The sequence below is a fragment of the Agrobacterium vitis genome (assembly GCF_014926405.1).
GTDB classification, from domain to species: Bacteria; Pseudomonadota; Alphaproteobacteria; order Rhizobiales; family Rhizobiaceae; genus Allorhizobium; species Allorhizobium vitis_H.
In genome coordinates, this window is record NZ_JACXXJ020000005.1 from 1,927,337 (window position 1) to 1,946,155 (window position 18,819).

At 58.8% G+C, this 18,819-nt stretch carries 20 protein-coding genes; 10 read left to right on the plus strand and 10 right to left on the minus strand.

Features of this window, described 5'->3' with window-relative positions:
* Nucleotides 1-61 precede the first annotated feature (61 nt).
* Nucleotides 62-1,135 (plus strand): phosphoribosylformylglycinamidine cyclo-ligase, encoded by a 1,074-nt coding sequence (purM, locus tag IEI95_RS20265; protein WP_156538191.1) that lies wholly within the window; start codon nucleotides 62-64, stop codon nucleotides 1,133-1,135.
* A complete protein-coding gene (gene purN, locus IEI95_RS20270; RefSeq protein WP_156538192.1) occupies nucleotides 1,132-1,821 on the plus strand; it encodes a phosphoribosylglycinamide formyltransferase in 690 nt (229 codons plus the stop codon). The genes purM and purN overlap by 4 nt, the downstream gene beginning before the upstream one ends.
* On the opposite strand, the gene IEI95_RS20275 is transcribed toward purN, so the two are convergent.
* The 7 genes from IEI95_RS20275 to IEI95_RS20305 form a co-directional block, all read right to left on the minus strand.
* Nucleotides 1,811-2,590, minus strand: a complete 780-nt coding sequence (locus IEI95_RS20275) for a sulfite exporter TauE/SafE family protein (RefSeq protein WP_156538193.1) — start codon at nucleotides 2,588-2,590, stop codon at nucleotides 1,811-1,813. The two genes, purN and IEI95_RS20275, sit on opposite strands and share 11 nt — an antisense overlap.
* Entirely contained in the window at nucleotides 2,587-3,021 is a 435-nt protein-coding gene (locus tag IEI95_RS20280) for a YeeE/YedE family protein (protein ID WP_156538194.1), read from the minus strand. Before IEI95_RS20280 ends, IEI95_RS20275 begins: the two co-directional genes overlap by 4 nt.
* Entirely contained in the window at nucleotides 3,018-3,425 is a 408-nt protein-coding gene (locus IEI95_RS20285) for a YeeE/YedE family protein (protein WP_194417330.1), read from the minus strand. The genes IEI95_RS20280 and IEI95_RS20285 overlap by 4 nt, the downstream gene beginning before the upstream one ends.
* Entirely contained in the window at nucleotides 3,425-3,769 is a 345-nt protein-coding gene (bigR, locus tag IEI95_RS20290) for a sulfite-sensing transcriptional repressor BigR (protein ID WP_194416935.1), read from the minus strand. Before bigR ends, IEI95_RS20285 begins: the two co-directional genes overlap by 1 nt.
* Nucleotides 3,763-5,049, minus strand: a complete 1,287-nt coding sequence (gene blh / locus IEI95_RS20295; protein ID WP_194416936.1) for a bifunctional sulfur transferase/dioxygenase Blh — start codon at nucleotides 5,047-5,049, stop codon at nucleotides 3,763-3,765. Before blh ends, bigR begins: the two co-directional genes overlap by 7 nt.
* A gap of 148 nt (nucleotides 5,050-5,197) precedes the next feature.
* Nucleotides 5,198-5,782, minus strand: a complete 585-nt coding sequence (locus IEI95_RS20300; protein WP_156538198.1) for an NUDIX domain-containing protein — start codon at nucleotides 5,780-5,782, stop codon at nucleotides 5,198-5,200.
* A complete protein-coding gene (locus IEI95_RS20305; RefSeq protein WP_156538212.1) occupies nucleotides 5,779-7,893 on the minus strand; it encodes a molybdopterin oxidoreductase family protein in 2,115 nt (704 codons plus the stop codon). Before IEI95_RS20305 ends, IEI95_RS20300 begins: the two co-directional genes overlap by 4 nt.
* 75 nt (nucleotides 7,894-7,968) lie before the next feature.
* On the opposite strand from IEI95_RS20305, the gene IEI95_RS20310 reads away from it, so the two are divergent.
* Both IEI95_RS20310 and IEI95_RS20315 read left to right on the plus strand, forming a co-directional pair.
* Nucleotides 7,969-8,820 (plus strand): 23S rRNA (adenine(2030)-N(6))-methyltransferase RlmJ, encoded by an 852-nt coding sequence (locus tag IEI95_RS20310; RefSeq protein ID WP_156538199.1) that lies wholly within the window; start codon nucleotides 7,969-7,971, stop codon nucleotides 8,818-8,820.
* 32 nt (nucleotides 8,821-8,852) lie between these two features.
* Nucleotides 8,853-9,449 (plus strand): glutathione S-transferase family protein, encoded by a 597-nt coding sequence (locus IEI95_RS20315; protein ID WP_156534229.1) that lies wholly within the window; start codon nucleotides 8,853-8,855, stop codon nucleotides 9,447-9,449.
* Between the two features lie 88 nt (nucleotides 9,450-9,537).
* Here IEI95_RS20315 and IEI95_RS20320 read toward each other — a convergent pair whose 3' ends face one another.
* Nucleotides 9,538-10,176 carry an outer membrane protein gene (locus IEI95_RS20320; protein ID WP_071204672.1) on the minus strand — a complete coding sequence of 213 codons (639 nt, stop codon included), beginning with the start codon at nucleotides 10,174-10,176 and terminating at the stop codon, nucleotides 9,538-9,540.
* 410 nt (nucleotides 10,177-10,586) lie between these two features.
* Between IEI95_RS20320 and IEI95_RS20325 the strand changes: the two genes are divergently transcribed.
* From IEI95_RS20325 to IEI95_RS20345, 5 genes are all read left to right on the plus strand, one after another.
* Nucleotides 10,587-11,366: an SDR family oxidoreductase gene (locus IEI95_RS20325; protein WP_156534231.1), complete on the plus strand. Its 780-nt coding sequence runs from the start codon at nucleotides 10,587-10,589 to the stop codon at nucleotides 11,364-11,366.
* On the plus strand, nucleotides 11,363-13,423 hold the full coding sequence (uvrC, locus tag IEI95_RS20330; RefSeq protein ID WP_156534233.1) for an excinuclease ABC subunit UvrC: 2,061 nt from the start codon (nucleotides 11,363-11,365) through the stop codon (nucleotides 13,421-13,423). The genes IEI95_RS20325 and uvrC overlap by 4 nt, the downstream gene beginning before the upstream one ends.
* Nucleotides 13,424-13,535: 112 nt before the next feature.
* Nucleotides 13,536-14,126, plus strand: coding sequence for a CDP-diacylglycerol--glycerol-3-phosphate 3-phosphatidyltransferase (pgsA, locus tag IEI95_RS20335; protein WP_015915538.1), 591 nt, complete (start codon nucleotides 13,536-13,538; stop codon nucleotides 14,124-14,126).
* Nucleotides 14,123-14,380 (plus strand): molybdopterin converting factor subunit 1, encoded by a 258-nt coding sequence (moaD, locus tag IEI95_RS20340; protein ID WP_156534235.1) that lies wholly within the window; start codon nucleotides 14,123-14,125, stop codon nucleotides 14,378-14,380. The genes pgsA and moaD overlap by 4 nt, the downstream gene beginning before the upstream one ends.
* Before the next feature lie 4 nt (nucleotides 14,381-14,384).
* Nucleotides 14,385-14,843 (plus strand): molybdenum cofactor biosynthesis protein MoaE, encoded by a 459-nt coding sequence (locus IEI95_RS20345; RefSeq protein ID WP_156534236.1) that lies wholly within the window; start codon nucleotides 14,385-14,387, stop codon nucleotides 14,841-14,843.
* 167 nt (nucleotides 14,844-15,010) lie between these two features.
* Here the strand turns inward: IEI95_RS20345 and ndk are convergent, their stop codons facing one another.
* Both ndk and IEI95_RS20355 read right to left on the minus strand, forming a co-directional pair.
* The gene (gene ndk, locus IEI95_RS20350) at nucleotides 15,011-15,433 is read right to left on the minus strand and encodes a nucleoside-diphosphate kinase (protein ID WP_041696404.1); all 423 of its coding nucleotides are present in this window, start codon (nucleotides 15,431-15,433) and stop codon (nucleotides 15,011-15,013) included.
* A 106-nt stretch (nucleotides 15,434-15,539) separates the two neighbouring features.
* Complete coding sequence (locus IEI95_RS20355; RefSeq protein ID WP_156534238.1) at nucleotides 15,540-16,220, minus strand: glutathione S-transferase family protein; 681 nt, start codon at nucleotides 16,218-16,220, stop codon at nucleotides 15,540-15,542.
* A gap of 159 nt (nucleotides 16,221-16,379) precedes the next feature.
* Here IEI95_RS20355 and IEI95_RS20360 point away from each other — a divergent pair, with 159 nt between their 5' ends.
* Nucleotides 16,380-18,263: an ABC-F family ATP-binding cassette domain-containing protein gene (locus IEI95_RS20360; protein ID WP_071585308.1), complete on the plus strand. Its 1,884-nt coding sequence runs from the start codon at nucleotides 16,380-16,382 to the stop codon at nucleotides 18,261-18,263.
* Nucleotides 18,264-18,819 lie beyond the last annotated feature (556 nt).

Here is an 18,819-nt window from a genome sequence, read left to right on the forward strand (position 1 = left end):
GCCCCACCCATGCCATGGCGGGCGAAACGTGCCAACCCTGCCAACCAGCGGAGACGAACGGATGAGCCAGTCGGGGAAAAACGGTCTGACCTATAGCGATGCAGGCGTCGATATCGATGCGGGCAATCTTCTGGTCGAAAAGATCAAGCCTGCGGTTCGCTCCACCCGCCGCCCGGGTGCCGATGGCGAGATTGGCGGCTTCGGCGGATTGTTCGACCTGAAAGCGGCAGGCTTTACCGATCCGATTTTGGTGGCGGCCAATGACGGCGTCGGCACCAAGCTGAAGATCGCTATCGACGCGGGCCTGCATGACACTGTCGGCATCGACCTCGTTGCCATGTGCGTCAACGATCTGGTGGTGCAGGGTGCCGAACCCCTGCTGTTTCTTGATTATTACGCCACCGGCAAGCTCGATCCCGATCAGGGTGCGGCCATTGTTGGCGGCATTGCGGCGGGCTGCCGCGAGGCAGGCTGCGCGCTGATCGGCGGCGAGACCGCTGAAATGCCCGGCATGTATTCCGGCGGCGATTACGATCTGGCCGGTTTTGCGGTCGGTGCCGCCGAGCGCGGTGAGCTTCTGCCTGCGGGCGATATTGCCGAAGGCGATGTCATTCTGGGTCTTGCCTCATCCGGCGTCCATTCCAACGGCTTTTCGCTGGTGCGCAAGATCGTCGAGCTGTCCGGCCTTGGCTGGGACGCACCGGCACCGTTTGCAGAAGGTGCTACGCTTGGCGCGGCCCTGCTGACCCCGACCCGGATCTATGTGAAGCCGCTGTTGAAGGCGATCCGCGAGACCAAGGCCCTGAAGGCACTGGCCCATATTACCGGCGGTGGTTTTCCCGAGAATATTCCGCGTGTCCTGCCAAAACATCTGGCCGCCGAAATCGACCTCGCGTCGATCACGGTTCCCGCGGTGTTTTCCTGGCTGTCGAAAACCGGTGGCGTGGCGCAGAATGAAATGCTGCGCACCTTCAACTGCGGCGTCGGCATGATTGTCGTGGTCTCCGCTGAAAACGCCGACGCGGTTGCTGCTGCTCTGGAAGCCGAAGGCGAAACCGTCGCCCGTCTTGGCCGGATGATTTCCCGTGAGGAAGGCGCGCCCGGTACTGTGTATAAGGGAACGCTCGGCCTATGAGTTCGGCACCCTCATCTGAGGTCGAAAGGCCATCTCACCTCAAAAAGCGTGTCGCCGTGCTGGTTTCCGGCAGCGGCTCCAATATGGTGGCGCTGGCCAAGGCCTGCGAAGAGGCGGATTACCCGGCGGAAATCGTTGCGGTATTCTCCGACAAGCCGGAGGCTGGCGGTCTGGTCAAGGCCCGCGATCTCGGCATTTTCGCTGCCGCTTTTCCCCGTAAGGACTATGCCAGCAAGGCGGACCACGAAGCAGCCATTCTGGCCGCACTGGATCAGGTACAGCCCGATCTGATCTGTCTTGCCGGTTATATGCGGTTGCTGTCGGGCGATTTCATCCGTCGCTATCAGGGCCGTATTCTCAACATCCATCCTTCGCTTCTGCCGCTGTTTCCGGGCCTGCACACCCACCAGCGGGCGCTGGATGCTGGCATGAAGATTGCCGGATGCACCGTACATTTCGTCACAGAAGGTATGGATGAAGGTCCAATTGTCGCGCAGGCCGCTGTACCCGTGTTGCCAACCGATACCGCTGATGCGCTGGCCGCCCGCACCCTGACGGTGGAGCATCGCATCTATCCGGTCGCCTTGCAGCTGGTGGCAGGCGGCACCGTCACCATGCTGGAAGACGGTCGCATTGAGCGCTCCGGCTTTGTCGCGGATGCTGAGGCGCGGCTGCTCAGCGCGTAATGATCGCGCTGGAGCTTTTGTAGATTACATAGAAGGCGACCAGAAAAATCATCGCCGCAAACATCCGGTTGAGGGTGTTTTTATGCGCGCCGAGCCGGGTTGCCGAGAGGGTGCCGACGATACCGCCCAGCAGCCCACCCAGAATGAACTCCGCCGCCAAAGCCCAATCCACCAGCCCGGATAGCGCGTAATTCACTGCTGTTGCCAGCCCGAAGGCCGCCACCGCCAGCAGCGACGTGCCGACCGCATTGATCATCGGCATGCCCGTGGCAAGCATCAGGCCTGGCACAATCAGGAAGCCACCGCCGATGCCGAAAAAGCCGGAAGCCGCCCCTGTTACCAGCGCGACAAATGCTGTCATCAGGCACATGCTGAGATCCACCGGTTTCGGCACGACGGCCATGGCTTTTCTGGGTCGCAGCATCAACAGGCCGACGGCCACCATGACAATACCGAACAACAGCAGAAGCCTCGTGCCATCCATCGCCTTGCCAAGCGAGGACCCTGCCAACGCGCCAAGCACACCCAGCGCTGCAAACACCGCGCCGCAGCGCCAGCGGACATTGCCTTTCAGGGCGTGACTGGCAAAATTGATAAGGGCATTGGCCGATACCGCCAGGGCGCCGGTGCCGATCGCCACATGCGGTTGCGAGACGCCCACCACGTAAAGCAGCAGCGGGGTCGCCAGGATAGATCCGCCTCCCCCCAGTAATCCGAGGGTAAAACCCACCAGACCACCGGAACCGATAGCTGCGAAAAGCGTGTTCATCGGCTGCGTCCCGCCAGGAAGCGATCATGCACGACCATACCGATCACCATGGCCGCGACGAAGATCAGGCTTTCACCATAGCCGAGCGGCAAAGCCGCCAGCGCCGGACCGGGGCAAAAACCGCCCAGCCCCCAACCGATCCCGAATAAGGCCGAGCCTGCCACCAGCCGCAAATCGATGCGGGTCGCGGTCGGCATGGCGAAACGATCCGCCAGCACGGGACGGGCCATACAGCGCACCAGCACCATACCGGCGAAAGCCGTGACAACCGCACCGCCCAGCACGAAGATCAGGCTCGGGTCCCAGGCGCCGAAAATATCAAGAAAGCCCTGGACACGGGCAGGGTCCAGCATGCCGGACATAGACAGGCCGAAACCGAAGAGAAGACCGGATAGGAGCGCGGCAGCAGCCTGTAAGGGGACGGTTTTCATAGGCTGCCCCTCATGATTGTCACGGTGACAATGCCGGTGAAGAGAAAGGTGACGACCGCAACGAAGGAGCGCGGCGACAGTCTCGCCAGGCCCAGAACGCCATGGCCGCTGGTGCAGCCCGAGCCCATGCGCGAACCGAAACCGACCAGCAGGCCAGCAACAACCGCCAGCGGCAGGCTGGCCGTCATCGTCACCTGCGGCCAGGCCCCAAACAGGGCAAGGAACAGGATAGGACCAAGCATCAACCCAACGACAAATGCGCCATTGATAGCGGTGCTGGCCCCCTGGGCCAAACGGCCGACAATGCCGCTGATACCGGCGATGCGGCCTGTCATCACCAGAAACAGGATGGCCGAGGCACCGATCATCACGCCGCCGACGAGCGAGGGAAGATAGGTCTGAATCATGTCTCATCCTCCGCGCAGAAAATCGTGAACAGGGCGGCAATCAGCCGCTGGGTCTTCGCCTCCGTCAGCCGGTAGAAGATTTGCTTGCCCTCACGCCGGGTCTCAACGATCCCGGCCTCGCGGAGCACGGTGAGTTGCTGCGACAGGGTCGGCTGGTGAATATCCAGCTTTTCCTCCAGTTCACCCACCGACCATTCGCCCTCGACCAGCGTGCAGACCAGCATGAGGCGTACCGGGTGGGCTAGCGTTTTCAAATGCCCGGCCACTTCATCGGCGCGTTCTTCCATCGCCTTCGGCGTCATGCCAACGCGGCGCTTGATCTCAGCAAACGGATCTACCATGCGGCCCCCTCCAGAACATCAAGCGGAATTTTCAGGTAGCGGTGGCCATTTTCTTCCGGTTCCGGCAAGCGTCCGCCAAGCACATTAACCTGCAAGGCATGCAGAATCAGCTTCGGCATCGGCAGTGTGCGGTCGCGAGCCTGACGCAGGGCGACGAACCCGGCCTCATCCGTATTGGCCAGATGCGGATTGGCGGCCTTCTGCGCTGCGACGGTGCTTTCCCAACGCGGATTGCGCCCGCCCGGCTGATAGTCATGGCCAGTGAAAATCCTGGTGTCATTAGGCAGGGCCAGAATATCCTGCATGGACTTCCACAGCATATGCGCATCGCCGCCGGGAAAATCAGCCCTCGCCGTACCGCTATCAGGCATGAACATCGTGTCATGCACGAAGGCCGCATCGCCAATGACATAGGTGACGGAGGCCAGCGTATGCCCCGGCGAAAACATCACCTTCGCATCAATGGAGCCGAGCTTGAAGGTCTCACCATGGCTGAATAGCCGGTCCCACTGCGACCCATCGGTTTTCAGTTCCGGCCAATTGTAGATGCCCTTCCAAAGCCTCTGTACATCGGTGACATGCGCGCCGATTGCCGTCGGCGCGCCGGTCTTGCCCTTCAGATAGTCGGCAGCAGAAAAATGATCAGCATGGGGATGGGTGTCGAGAATCCAGGCGACCGTCAGCCCCTCCTCCTCGATATGGCGAAGGATGCGATCAGCATTCACGGTCGAGGTCTGGCCGGATTTCTCATCATAATCCAGCACCGGATCGATGATGGCGCAGACTTTCGTTGCGGGGTCTGAGACCACATATTGCACACTCCAGGTGCGCGGATCAAAGAAGCCCTTGACCTGCGGACGGCGCGCGGCCCGGCGGTGGAGCCAGGCGACGGCAGCGCTCAGATCCATGCCATGAGCAGAACCGAAAGATGAGACCTCGTCCACGCTCATCTCACCATTCAACACCGCGCCCAGCACATGCAGGGTCAGTGCCCGCAAGCCGCTGCGGCAATGGGCAAAGACCTTCGTGTCACCTTGGGTGACTGCCCGGAAAGCCAACACGTCAGCCTCAGTAATATCGGCCATGGTGACCGGGATGAAATGATAGTTCAAACCTGCCTTTTCCGCTGCCTCGCCCTCGGCTTTCGTGCCGGGCGCTCCTTCTTCGGCATCAGGGCGTAAATTGATGAGCGTGGTAAACCCGTCGGCCGCGAGTGCGGCAATCTCGTCCATGGAAGGCTGGCTGGAAATGGTAAACGTATCGGAGATGTGGTTCGGCATGGTGGCTCGCCTTCTATCAATATACAATATCATATAATGTATATTGATAAAAGGCGCAAGAGCCAGTATGACGCAGGCATAGCGTCCTCAGCTTCTAAAAACCATTGCTTGTTTGCCTTGGTCGGAACAGCTTTCCCGACCGCGCCCCTCAGGCCAGATTGAGCGCCGCCCATTGCAGCAGCATGATGGTCTTGCCATCAACGATGTCGCCCCGCTCGATCATCGAAATCGCATCAGCAAGCGGCACTTCCACCAGTTCCAGATCTTCGTGTTCGGCTTCCAGCCCGCCGCCGAGCGACAGTTTTTGCGCCTCATCGACTTGTGAATAGAAGAAGTGGATCTTTTCCGTCACCGCTCCCGGCGACATATAGGCGGTGAACAGGAAACGTGGCGCGGCAATGTGATAGCCCGTCTCCTCCTCGACCTCGCGGGTCACGGCCTTTTCGGCGTCCTCGCCATCGGTCATGCCAGCCGGAACTTCCAGCAGAAAGGGCTTGTCGCCCATCATATAGGCGGGAATGCGAAACTGCCGCACCAGCAGCAAAGTCTTCTTCGACGGGTCATGCAGCAGGATAGCCACGGCATGGCCGCGATCGAAAACTTCCCAGCTGAGGCGCTGGGTGGTGCCATCCGGTTTTGCATAATCGAACACCATCTTGCGCAGATGGCTCCAGCCCTTCCACAGGGTCTTGTCCTCGACAATGGTAATGCTGGTCGCGTCAAACTTGCTCATGATACCCGCACCCAAACCTTGTTATCGTGAAATGCAGCACCGCCATGCGGGGCCGGAGCGTCGGCACCGGTCAACACATTGATGCCCTCGCCGTCCAGATGTGCCTTGTTGGGCCAAAGACCTTCCGCCACCAGCACGCCGGGCTTGACCGCATCGGTAATGTTGACGTGGATACGCAAGGCGCCGCGCCGGTTGCCGATCCGCACCACATCGCCATGGCCGATGCCCAATACCACTGCATCAGCCGGATTGACCATCACCTCCGGCCTGCCCTCCTTGTCGCGCGAGGTCTTGGTCTCGGCAAAGGTCGAGTTGAGAAAATTGCGGGCGGGTGACGTGGCAAGCCGGAACGGATGCTCACTATCCGCTGTCTCGATCACATCCATCTGATCGGGGAAAACCGGAAGCGCGGCCACCGGCCCCAGAGACCCCAGCGCTCGCGGCGGTTTGTTGGGCGTGGGCGTTCCTTCCCAATCGGGCCTGAAGCGGAATTTCCCATCGGGATGGGCAAAGCCTTTGAGATAATGCGCCTCTTCGAACGGCGGCTGGCAATCCAGCCATTTGTCCTGCTCGAAACTGGCAAAATCCGGTTTGCCGCTGGCCGACAGGATATGGTCGATATGCTCGCGCTCGCTAAGGCCGAACCCCGGAAGATCCGACACGCCGAGCCGTTTGGCCAGTTCCTCAATAACAAAGAGATTGGTGCGCACCGTTTCCGGCGGCTCGACCAGTTTAGGGCCAATCAGCATATGGCTCTGGCCACCACCACGATAGAGATCGTCATGCTCAACGAACATCGTTGCCGGAAGGACCAGATCGGCAAGCTCTGCTGTTTCCGTCATGAAATGCTCATGCACGGCCACAAACAGATCATCCCGCAGAAAGCCCTGTTTTACCAACCGCTGTTCCGGCGCAACATTGACCGGGTTGGTGTTCTGGATCAGCATCGCCGTCACCGGACCACGATGGCGCAGCGCCTCGGCGTCGCCGGTCAGCACCCGGCCAACCTGCGACTGGTCCAGCATGCGAATGTCAGGATCGACAAACGCCGTCCCCATCAACTCGGCCTTGTTGAGCTTGAAAATATCGCTGTTGGAATGAAAAGCCCCACCGCCTTCATATTGCCAGCTGCCCAGCACGGTCGAAAGCGAAAGGGCGGCATGCATGGAAACCGCACCGTTGCGGCTGCGGGTAAAACCGTAGCCAAGGCGGAAGAATGTCTTTTTGGTCTCGCCGACCAATTTGGCGAAGCCTTCGATCTCTTCAATTGAAAGACCGGTGATGCTGGCGGCCCATTCCGGGGTCTTGTCCTTCAGATGCGCTTCCAGCCCGGCGGGATCATCGGCATAGTCAGCCATATACTCCCAGTCGGCATAACCGTCACGAAAGGCGATATGCATGGCGGCGCAGGCCAGCGCCGCATCGGTTCCGGGGCGTAGAATGAGGCCCATATCGGCCTGTTTCATGGTCGGATTATCGTAGATATCGATGACGACGATTTTCGCGCCGCGATTTTTACGCGCCGCCACCGCATGGGTCATGACATTGACTTGGGTCGCCACCGCATTGGTGCCCCAGATCACCACGCAATCGGCAACCGCCATTTCGCGTGGGTCCGGGCCGCGCAGCGTGCCGGTGCCCATCACATAGCCGGTCCAGGCGAGATTGGTGCAGATCGAGCCGAAAAAGCCGGAATATTTCTTGGCATGGCGCAGCCGCTCTATCGAATCGCGCTGCACCTGCCCCATCGTCCCGGCATAGAAATAGGGCCAGACGGCCTCGCTGCCATGCAATTGCTCGGCTTTGATGAAGGCATTGGCGATTTCATCCAGCGCCGCATCCCAGGAAATTTCCTGCCAGCTGCCCGCCCCTTTTGCGCCTTTCCGGCGCTGCGGCACAAGCAAGCGGTCGGGGTGATAGAGCCGCTCTGTATAGCGCGCCACCTTGGCGCAGATCACGCCTGCGGTATAGCTATTGTCGCGCGCGCCGCGCATCCGTCCGATCCTGCCGTCCGGGGTCAGATCAACCTCAAGCGCGCAGGTGGATGGACAGTCATGCGGACAGGCCGTATGACCAACGGAAGTTTTCAAGGCGGGGCTGATGATGTTCATGGCAAAGTTATAGGCCAAGCCTGCAAGGCTCAAAAGCCCCATTCCAAAATTTCACCGGACCCATCGGAAAAGCGCATGAATTACCGCCACATCTACCACGCAGGCAATTTCGCGGACGTGCTGAAGCATGCCGTGCTGGCGCGGCTGGTCATTTATCTCCAGCAGAAGGACAAGGCATTCCGGGTGCTGGATACCCATGCGGGCATCGGTCTTTACGATCTGTCCTCAGACGAATCGCAAAAAACCGGCGAATGGCTAGGCGGAATTGGTAAATTGCTGGAGGCCGAGCTGACACCGACAGCGACCGATGTGCTGAAGCCCTATCTCGATGTCGTGCGGGCACTGAACCCGCAGGGCGGCCTGACCCGCTATCCCGGCTCGCCGAAGCTGGCGCGCGACCTGTTTCGCCCGCAGGACCGTTTGTCGGCGATGGAGCTGCATCCGGACGATTGCCGCACACTTTCCCGGCTGTTCGAAGGCGATTACCAGGCGCGGATCACCGAACTGGATGGCTGGCTAGCGCTGGGCGCTCATCTGCCACCCAAGGAAAAACGCGGCATCGTGCTGGTTGATCCGCCCTTCGAGTTGGACGGAGAATATGAGCGGCTGGTCGATGGATTGGCGCGGGCCTATCGCCGGTTTTCCGCCGGGGTCTATTGCCTCTGGTATCCCATCAAGAAGGGTGCGCCGATTGCCGCGTTTCACGAGGCCTTGAAAGAAACGGGCATCCCCAAAATGCTCTGCGCGGAACTGTCGGTGAAAAGCGACCGCGATTTGACCGGTCTGTCCGGCTCCGGCCTGATCATCGTCAACCCGCCCTTCACCCTCAAAGATGAATTGCATGCGCTGCTGCCCGAATTGAAGCGGGTGCTGGCGCAGGACCGCTATGCCTCGCAACGCTGCTTCTGGCTGCGCGGCGAAGAGTAAACTCCACCTGACACGCGAACAGGACCAAACCGATGAAGCTGCTTTATGCTCCCGCCTCACCCTATTCCTCCAAGGTCAGGATGGCCGCCCGCGCCACCGGCATCACTCTTGAGGAAATCAAGGTCGACACCAATGCCAATCCGTCCGAACTGATCGACAACAATCCGCTGGGCAAGATTCCGACCCTGATCACCGACGAGGGCCAGGCGATTTACGACAGCCGCGCCATCATGCTCTATCTGAATCGGATTTCGGACGGTGGCCTCTATCCGAAAAAGGACGAAAAGCGCACCGAGGCCGAGGTGCTGGAAGCGCTGTGCGATGGCATCACCGATTGCCTTCTGGCGATCGTCTATGAGAAGCGCCTGCATCCGCCGGAAAAGATCCACCAGCCCTATATCGACCGGCAATGGGAAAAGGTCACACGCGGCCTTGACTATCTCGAAGCCCATATGCCGAAGATGGGCAAGAAGCTGAACGGCGGCCATTTTTCCATGGCGGGCCTGCTCGGCTACCTGATGCTGCGCTTTCCGGGCGAATGGGAAAATGGTCATGTGGCGCTGACCGAATGGCCGGTGCTGTTTGCCAAGAAATTCGATGGGTATCAGTTGCTGCGACCGCAGGCCTGAAAGTTTTTCCAAGCTTGAAAAGTCTTCCCAGAATCAAGAAGCCCGGCGCTAAGGCCGGGCTTCTTTCGAAATCACGATAATCGGCTGATCAGAACTTCATGCCGATACCAACCTTGACGCTCTGGTCGTCAAAGCCGCGCGATACCTTGGAACCGCCGATGTTGTAGTCCTTGTTCTGGTAATCGGTGTAGCGGTATTCCACACGAGTGGTGATGTTATTGGTCACCATGGCTTCGACACCTGCACCGACCGTGTAGCCGAGAGCTGCCTTGCTGTCAGAACCGCCAGCACCGGAAATCTTGGTGTCAGCCGCAGCCACACCGGCTGTGCCGTAAACCATGAATGGGTTGAGGTCGTAGCCGACGCGGCCACGAATAGAGCCGTTTACGCCCTGCTTGCCGGTCAGGCCAGCGCCGGAGCGGCTACCATTGCCGTCATAACCGATGTCAGCTTCACCACCGTAAACGATCTTGTCGTTCTGCATGTTGTAGCCGCCATAGACCTGGCCGCCGAAGGCACGGGCGCTGAACTTGCTGCCGTGCGAACGACCCATTGTATAGGTGCCTGCACCGCCGACATAAGCACCGGCCCAGTTGCTGACCGGAGCCGGCATATCGACGGCTGCGGGTGCTTCCGGCACCGACATGACGGCATCGGCAGCGTGAGCGCCGGTGACGAGGGAAAGACCAGCAGACGATGCCAGCAAAATCATAACGAGAGTACGCATACCAAATTCTCCTTTATAAAACGAACCGATGGCGATCATGTCGTCTCTTGCGGTTCGAATACTTGCACGGATGTCCCTGCCCGCTTCAGTGTTGAAAATGGCCCTCAATTGCGGAATTGGAAGAGCCGAATTGTGAAATATTTTAGGCAAACACTAGGCAAAATTTAGACGTTGCTTTCGTGCAACAGGTGATTTGTTAACCCTAATAAATCGTCAACAGGATATTACTTTGCACTCACGGCATTTTACTTTCGCAAATGCAGCGTGATACAGAGATTCAAGATGAAGAAAACGAAGATCGCTGACCTTCAATAAGTCGCGCCATGACATATATCTGGAGCGACAATAATGGTGCGCCTTGAGCGTCCGGCCTATCCATACAAAGCCGATTATAACAAAAGGTGAAGAGCATGTCCGCCCCTCGTCCAAAAGCTGCCTCAAGAACAGCACTTGTCACCGCTTCCGCCAAACGGATTGGCCGGGCCATCGCGCAGGATCTGGCAGACAATGGTTTTGCCGTTGCCATCCATACCCATGCGTCTCTTGACGAAGCTGAAACTCTGGCGCAGCAGATAAGTTCCAAGGGCGGCAAGGCGGTGGCCTTGAAAGCGGATCTCCGTGACATTGGCGAGACACAAGCGCTGATTTCAAAGGCGACGCAGGCGCTTGGTCCTCTTGGTCTGCTGGTCAACAATGCCTCGGTGTTTCTGGACGACAAGGCAGACCAGTTCGATGCGGAGCATTTCGCTGCCCATTTCGATATTCATGTCCGTGCGCCTGCCATTCTGTCCGCTGAATTTCATCGGCAGGTGCCAGAGAATGGCTCGGGCCTGATCGTCAACATCATCGATCAGCGGGTGCTGGCCCTCAAACCAACGTTCTTTTCCTATACATTGTCGAAATCCACCCTGTGGACGGCGACGAGAACCATGGCGCAGGCCTTTGCCCCACAGATCCGGGTCAATGCCATCGGCCCCGGCCCGACGCTGAAAAGCGAGCGGCAGGAGCAGAAGGATTTCCAGGCCCAGATCGACAGCCTGCCGCTGAAACAGGGCGCGGGTCTTGAGGAATTCGGCTGCACCATCCGCTTTCTTTTTGACACGCCATCGATCACCGGCCAAATGTTCGCCCTCGATGGTGGGCAACATTTGATTTGGCCCGGCGCAAACGGTACGGAGATTGCGGAATGACCCCAGGGAAGCAGCCGGAAGGCGGCATTCTCTATGATGGCACAGAAGACGACGAGGATGACGTTGCGACAGACGGCGCAATCGACCCCGCGGTCGCTGCCGTTCTGCCGCCGATCGACTGGAACGAGGGCGCCCTGCATGGCAGCGGCCTGACCGGTGCCGACCTGATTGCGGAATTCGTCAAGAAACTGCCCAACAATCCCGGCGTCTACCGGATGATGAATGGCGACGGCGATGTGCTCTATGTCGGCAAGGCCCGCAGCCTGAAGAAGCGCGTCAGCAATTACGCGCAAGGCCGCCTGCATTCCAACCGCCTGACCCGCATGGTGCGCGAAACCGCCCATATGGAATTCGTCACGACGCGCACCGAGGTCGAGGCGCTTTTGCTCGAAGCCAATCTGATCAAGCGTTTGCGGCCGCGCTATAACGTGCTGTTGCGCGACGACAAGAGCTTTCCCTATATCCTGATTACCGGCGATGGCCGCGCACCCGCCATTTACAAGCACCGCGGTGCGCGCGCCCGCAAGGGCGATTATTTCGGCCCCTTCGCCTCGGCGGGCGCTGTCGGGCGCACCATCAATTCGCTGCAACGGGCCTTTCTGTTGCGTACCTGCACCGACAGCGTGTTCGAGAGCCGCACGCGGCCCTGTCTTCTTTACCAGATCAAGCGCTGCTCCGGCCCCTGCACCCATGAAATCAGCGATGCCGATTACGGCGTGCTGGTGAAGGAAGCCAAGGATTTCCTGTCCGGCAAGAGCCAGAACGTCAAGGAAGCCATGGCGCGGACAATGAACGAGGCGGCGGAAACCCTGGATTTCGAACGCGCCGCCGTGTTCCGCGACCGGCTTGCGGGCCTCTCTCATGTGCAGAGCCACCAGGGCATCAACCCGGCGGGCGTTGAGGAAGCCGATATTTTCGCCATCCATCACGAGGGCGGGCTGACCTGTATCCAGGTGTTCTTTTTCAGGACCGGACAGAACTGGGGCAACCGCGCCTATTTCCCGAAGGCCGATCCGCAGATGACCGGCGCGGAAGTGTTAAGCGCCTTTCTGGCACAGTTTTACGACGACAAGCCCTGCCCCCGGCAAGTGTTGCTATCGGAGGGGATTGACGAACAGGATCTGTTGAGCTTGGCGCTCTCCGAAAAGGCGGGATACAAGGTGACGATCCTGGTGCCGCAGCGCGGCGAGAAGAAGGATCTGGTCGAGCATGTGCATGGCAATGCCCGCGAGGCCCATGGCCGCAAGCTGGCGGAGACGGCCTCGCAGGAACGCTTGCTGAAGGGGTTCGCCGAAACCTTCGCACTCGCTTACGTGCCGCGCCGCATCGAGATCTACGACAATTCCCATATCATGGGCACCAATGCGGTGGGCGGCATGGTGGTGGCCGGGCCGGAAGGCTTCGTGCGCAACCAGTACCGCAAGTTCAACATCAAATCGACCGACATCACCCCCGGCGACGATTTCGGCATGATGCGCGAAGTGATGACACGGCGCTTTTCGCGTCTGCTGAAGGAAGAAGGCAAGCCGGACCGCAACACTATCACCGAGGAAGGCGCGGATGCGGTTTTCCCGGCCTGGCCCGACGTGATCCTGATCGATGGCGGCCAAGGCCAGATGACCGCCGTCAGGGCAATCCTGAAGGAACTGGACATTACCGATTGTGTCACCGCCATCGGCGTCGCCAAGGGCGTGGATCGCGATGCGGGGCGCGAGCGTTTCTTTGCGCAGGGCAAGCCGGACTTCACACTCGCTCCCCGCGATCCGGTGCTGTATTTCATCCAACGGCTGCGCGACGAGGCACATCGATTCGCCATCGGCTCGCACCGGGCGCGGCGCAAGAAGGAAATGGTCAAGAACCCATTGGATGAAATCGGCGGCATCGGACCGACCCGCAAGCGGGCGCTGTTACAGCATTTCGGTACGGCCAAAGCGGTCTCGCGGGCTGCAATGAACGACCTGATGGCAGTGGATGGCATTTCGGAAGCCGTTGCACGACAAATTTACAATCATTTTCATGAAAATTCTGGTCATTCTCACGAAAACAGCCGGGAATAGCTACATTGGGCATAAAATGGCCGTTTCGCCCCCGGAAAAACCTTAGCACCGGCTTGACGATCGATCTTCCCAAGCGCCATCTTCCAGCGCTTCACAACAAAGACAGGGCATCATGGCTTCGCGTACCTACAGCATCCCCAACCTGTTGACATATGGCCGTATTCTGGCCGTGCCTTTGATTGTTCTGTGCTTCTATCTGGAAGGCAAGCTGCAAAGCACCGACTTTGCCCGCTGGGCTGCCCTGGCGATTTTCGTTGTCGCCTCGATTACCGATTTCTTCGACGGCTATCTGGCCCGGATCTGGAACCAGACCTCCAATATCGGCCGAATGCTCGACCCGATTGCCGACAAGCTGCTGGTCGCCACCTGCCTATTGCTGATGGCTGCCGATACGGAAAAAACCATTGCCGGCTGGTCGCTGTGGGCCGCCATCATCATCTTGTGCCGTGAAATCCTGGTCTCCGGCCTGCGGGAATATCTGGCCGAGCTGAAGGTCAGCGTGCCGGTGACGCGGATCGCCAAGTGGAAAACCACCGTGCAAATGGTGGCACTGGCCTTTCTGCTGGCCGGTCCGGCGGGCGACAAGGTTCTGCCTTACACCACCCAGATCGGCATCGGCCTGCTGTGGATCGCCGCCGCCCTGACCATGTATACCGGCTATGACTATTTCAAAGCCGGTGTGAAACATATGGTGGACGAATGACCGTCAAGCTCGTCTATTTCGCCTGGGTGCGTGAAAAGATCGGCCTTGATGAGGAAGAGCTTGCGCTGCCCGAGCAGGTAAAGACCGGCACCGACCTGATCGCCTATCTGACCGAACGCGGCGAGAATTACGCCGAGGCGCTGCAATTTCCAAACGCCATCCGTATTGCCGTCAACCAGGAACATGTCGAGCATGACGAGCTTTTGGCCGGTGCGCGCGAAATCGGCCTGTTTCCGCCGATGACCGGTGGTTGAGGCCATGGTGTCGCCTGTCATCCGGGTCCAGCGGGATAATTTCGATGCTGCGGTAGAGACGGCATTCATAACGGATGGCCGCGCGGATATCGGCGCGCTGGTGTCCTTCGTCGGGCTTTGCCGTGATGAACAGGGCAGACTCGATGCGCTGGAGCTGGAACATTACCCCGGCATGGCAGAGGCCGAGATGAACCGGATTGCCACGCTTGCTATCGATCGGTTCGACCTGATGGCGCTGACCGTGCTGCATCGCTATGGCAAGATCGCCGCTGGCGAACAGATCGTGCTGGTCATTGCCGCCTCAAGCCACCGGCAGGCAGCCTTCGACGGCGCCAATTTTGTGATGGATTTCCTGAAAACCGCTGCCCCCTTCTGGAAGAAGGAGCACGGTAAGGACGGCACGTCAGGCGGCTGGGTCGCCGCCCGCGACGCCGACGACGCGGCCCGCGACCGATGGACATAAAAAAACCGGAGCCCCTCAGCCCCGGTTTTTGATAGTTGCTCTTTAAAGTAAAAGCCTCGAAGAGGCCTAGAGTCTGTCAGGTTCAGATTGAACCAGACAGACTCTAGATTCTCTTGTTTTCGTTTGTCTTTTCGGGAAAACCGGATTCCACTTTTCCCTGACAAACTTTAGCCGACGATTTCGGTGGCTGCGAACCAGTAGGCGATTTCTTCAGCGGCGGTTTCCGGGGCGTCGGAGCCATGAACGGAATTTTCGCCGATGGAGAGGGCGAACTGCTTGCGGATCGTGCCTTCGGCAGCCTGGGCAGGGTTGGTTGCACCCATGATTTCGCGGTTCTTGAGGATGGCGCCTTCGCCTTCCAGAACCTGAACCACGGTTGGGCCGGACGTCATGCCTTCAACCAGTTCACCGAAGAAAGGGCGTTCTTTGTGAACGGCGTAGAAGCCTTCAGCTTCACGCGTGCTCATCCAGACGCGCTTCGAAGCAACAACGCGCAGGCCGTTGTCTTCAAAAACCTTGGTGATCGCGCCCGTCAGGTTACGCTTGGTTGCATCCGGCTTGATCATCGAAAAGGTGCGTTCAATCGCCATCGTCTCGTCCTTTGTTTGTAGGGAAAGTGGGCGGTTTCTACCTGCCCCGATTCGCGAAAACAAGGGGGATACGCGAATTTCACGCCACCGTCACATGACAAGGCCTTTATGCCGCGTCAGCCTGCGCCAGGCCAAGGGAGCCACAGCGCTCAAACCATTGCGCTGCCGGATCGTCTTCGGGCAGGAAGATCGAGCCTGTGACGATCTTCAACCACTGGAATGCGCCAAACACGATGTAATCAGCAAACAATGGTTTTTCCCCGCCGATAAAGGGCTGCGACCGCAGCATATGCCGCAAGGGCTGGAGTTTCGCCGGAAAAGCCGCAATTGCACCGTCGCGATCCGGGAAAATCTCTTCCAGCACCTTGCCGAACAGCGCTTCGCGGGTTTTGCGAAAATGCGCCTGATCGGCGGGAGAGATCATGTTGTAGATATCCATAAGGGCGATGGCACTGATGGCCGGATGGATGGTGGATTGCGAATAGCCTTCCACAAACCGTGCCAGAGCCTTGCCGCCCTCGCCGCGAAACAAGCTGGGACGGTCCGGATAGGACTCTTCCAGATAAAGCGCGATCTGGAAACTGTCCGCGACCACGGTATCGCCATCGCGCAGGATCGGCACCAGTTTCGAGACCCCCTCCTCCACCGTTGGAATTTCGGTAAAGGCCAGCGGCTTTTCCTCGAAGCTCAATCCCTTGTGGCGCAGCGCCAGGATGATCTTCCAGCAATGCGGTGAAAACGGACGAGTGAGGTCCGTGCCTGCAAGTGAGTAGAGAAGTCGGGTCATCGGTGGTGGCCTCCGGTCGAAACGATCCGGCTATCGGATGTCAATTGCCCCAAGTATTCAAATCAAAAATGCTTATATCAGCCATCAACATCAAGACTGACGTCCTTCCCCACTCCCGCCCCCTTGCCTTCCCGGCCATCATCGGCCAAAACGCCAGCCATGATTACCATCAATGACGTCTCCGCCCGTATTGCAGGCCGCCTGCTGATTGACCACGCCAGCATTTCGCTGCCCACGGGTACGAAAGCGGGCCTTGTCGGCCGTAATGGTGCCGGAAAATCCACCCTGTTCAGGGTGATCACCGGCGACCTGGGAGCCGAAAGCGGCTCGGTCTCCATTCCCAAGAATGCCAAGATCGGTCAGGTGGCGCAGGAAGCCCCCGGCACCGAGGACAGTTTGATCGAGATCGTCCTGGCGGCCGACAAGGAGCGCACAGCGCTGATGGCGGAGGCCGAAACGGCCACCGACCCCAACAGGATCGCCGACATCCAGATGCGGCTGGTGGATATCGATGCCCATTCGGCGGAAGCGCGCGCCTCCAGCATTCTTGCCGGTCTCGGCTTTAACCAGGAAGCACAGTTGCGCCCGGCCTCGGCCTTTTCAGGTGGCTGGCGGATGCGCGTGGCGCTGGCCTCGGTGCTGTTTGCCGAGCCCGACCTGCTGCTGCTGGACGAGCCGACCAACTATCTCGACCTTGAAGGCACGTTGTGGCTAGAAGACTATATCCGCCGCTACCCGCACACAGTCATCATCATCAGCCATGACCGCGATCTGCTTAACAACGCGGTCAATGCCATCGTCCATCTGGACCAGAAAAAGCTGACCTTCTATCGCGGCGGCTATGACCAGTTCGAGCGCCAGAAGGCCGAGAACGACGAATTGCAGATGAAGTCGAAGGCCAAGAGCGATGCGGCGCGCAAGCATCTTCAAGCCTTCATCGACCGGTTCAAGGCCAAGGCCTCCAAGGCCAAACAGGCCCAGAGCCGGGTGAAAGCGCTGGAGCGCATGGGCACGGTCTCCGCGGTTATTGAAGACCACGTCCAGCCGATCACCTTCCCTGAGCCGGAAAAACAGCCGGCATCGCCGATCATCGCCATCAATGGCGGTTCCGTGGGTTACGAACCCGGCAAGCCGATCCTGAAGAACCTCAACCTGCGCATCGATGCGGATGACCGCATCGCGCTGCTGGGATCGAACGGCAACGGTAAATCCACCTTCGCCAAATTCATTTCCGGTCGTCTTCCGCCCGAAAGTGGCGATCTGCGGCTGGCGCCGAGCCTGAAGATCGGCTTCTTCGCCCAGCATCAGTTGGACGATCTGGTGCCGGAAGACACGCCAGTGGAACACGTGCGCCGGTTGATGCCGCAGGCACCGGAAGCCAAAGTGCGCGCCCGCGTCGCCCAGATGGGTCTGGCCACCGAAAAGATGGCGACCGCCGCCAAGGATTTGTCCGGTGGTGAAAAGGCCCGGTTGCTGATGGGCCTTGCCGCCTTTCACGCCCCCAATCTGCTGATCCTCGATGAGCCGACCAACCATCTCGACATCGACAGCCGCCGTGCGCTGATCGAAGCGCTGAACGATTATGACGGCGCAGTCATCCTGATCTCCCATGATCGCCACCTGATTGAGGCAACGGTGGACCGGCTCTGGCTGGTCAATAACGGCACCGTCACCACATTCGAGGGTGACATGGAAGAATACCGCGACCTGATTGTCTCTTCGGGTAAAAAAAAAGAAGAAAAAATTGACGTAACCGTCGAGGCCGGAAAAAAAGCCGACCAGCGCAAGGCCAATGCCGAAAAGCGGGCCGCGCTGGCGCCGCTGAAGAAAAAGATCAACGAAATCGAGTCGCTGACCAAGAAACTGGAGACAGTGATTCAAGGCCTTGATGCAGAACTTGCAGATCCGGTTCTCTATGAAAAGCATCCGGCCAAGGCGGCGGAAAAGGTTAAGCAGCGCGGCGAGGCAGCCGCCAAGTTGAGCGCTGCCGAAGAGCAATGGCTGGAGCTTTCAACCGAATATGAAGAGGCGATGGCGGGCTAGACAGTCTTTCTCATCGTAATCGACCAGAATGCCTGGAAGCCATCGATGCTATAGCGGCCATTGAAATCGCAGGCAGACGTGCAAAACAAAAAACAACTTTAAATTTTAAATACTGTCTATAGTGAGCAATGCATATTTCCGGTACTCGACAATCGGATCAAACATAAATTCCGGAATCCCGCCTTTCTATTATTATTTTTGCATCGCAAACAAAAGCCATTCGACTGAATGCAGCGAAGCAATTCTCTAAACCCCTGAATCTTTTAGGATAAGTCGATAAACCCCTAAAATAACAGGGTTAATTATCTATTAGAGATATTTTAAATATTAAGCAACATCATCCTCGCCAAGGACAGACCAGCAATAAACATGCCGGTTGCCATGTCCCTCCGTCGGCTGTCAACGCTCGCCCCCAGCGTAAATGTCGCGTCATATCTGTCAGCAGGTTCAGCCGCTCTCCGGCTTTTATATATCCATTCCTCCACGGTGCTCTTCCAGCACCTGTCACATGATGAAACTCCCGGTCTCTGCGCAATGAATTGTGCGGAATGGTGCA

Coding starts and splice junctions, on each gene's coding strand:
- purM (WP_156538191.1), top strand. CDS start 62: ATGAGCCAGTCGGGGAAAAACGGTCTGACCTATAGCGATGCAGGCGTC.
- purN (WP_156538192.1), top strand. CDS start 1,132: ATGAGTTCGGCACCCTCATCTGAGGTCGAAAGGCCATCTCACCTCAAA.
- IEI95_RS20275 (WP_156538193.1), bottom strand. CDS start 2,590: ATGAACACGCTTTTCGCAGCTATCGGTTCCGGTGGTCTGGTGGGTTTT.
- IEI95_RS20280 (WP_156538194.1), bottom strand. CDS start 3,021: ATGAAAACCGTCCCCTTACAGGCTGCTGCCGCGCTCCTATCCGGTCTT.
- bigR (WP_194416935.1), bottom strand. CDS start 3,769: ATGGTAGATCCGTTTGCTGAGATCAAGCGCCGCGTTGGCATGACGCCG.
- blh (WP_194416936.1), bottom strand. CDS start 5,049: ATGCCGAACCACATCTCCGATACGTTTACCATTTCCAGCCAGCCTTCC.
- IEI95_RS20300 (WP_156538198.1), bottom strand. CDS start 5,782: ATGAGCAAGTTTGACGCGACCAGCATTACCATTGTCGAGGACAAGACC.
- IEI95_RS20305 (WP_156538212.1), bottom strand. CDS start 7,893: ATGAACATCATCAGCCCCGCCTTGAAAACTTCCGTTGGTCATACGGCC.
- IEI95_RS20310 (WP_156538199.1), top strand. CDS start 7,969: ATGAATTACCGCCACATCTACCACGCAGGCAATTTCGCGGACGTGCTG.
- IEI95_RS20315 (WP_156534229.1), top strand. CDS start 8,853: ATGAAGCTGCTTTATGCTCCCGCCTCACCCTATTCCTCCAAGGTCAGG.
- IEI95_RS20320 (WP_071204672.1), bottom strand. CDS start 10,176: ATGCGTACTCTCGTTATGATTTTGCTGGCATCGTCTGCTGGTCTTTCC.
- IEI95_RS20325 (WP_156534231.1), top strand. CDS start 10,587: ATGTCCGCCCCTCGTCCAAAAGCTGCCTCAAGAACAGCACTTGTCACC.
- uvrC (WP_156534233.1), top strand. CDS start 11,363: ATGACCCCAGGGAAGCAGCCGGAAGGCGGCATTCTCTATGATGGCACA.
- pgsA (WP_015915538.1), top strand. CDS start 13,536: ATGGCTTCGCGTACCTACAGCATCCCCAACCTGTTGACATATGGCCGT.
- moaD (WP_156534235.1), top strand. CDS start 14,123: ATGACCGTCAAGCTCGTCTATTTCGCCTGGGTGCGTGAAAAGATCGGC.
- IEI95_RS20345 (WP_156534236.1), top strand. CDS start 14,385: ATGGTGTCGCCTGTCATCCGGGTCCAGCGGGATAATTTCGATGCTGCG.
- ndk (WP_041696404.1), bottom strand. CDS start 15,433: ATGGCGATTGAACGCACCTTTTCGATGATCAAGCCGGATGCAACCAAG.
- IEI95_RS20355 (WP_156534238.1), bottom strand. CDS start 16,220: ATGACCCGACTTCTCTACTCACTTGCAGGCACGGACCTCACTCGTCCG.
- IEI95_RS20360 (WP_071585308.1), top strand. CDS start 16,380: ATGATTACCATCAATGACGTCTCCGCCCGTATTGCAGGCCGCCTGCTG.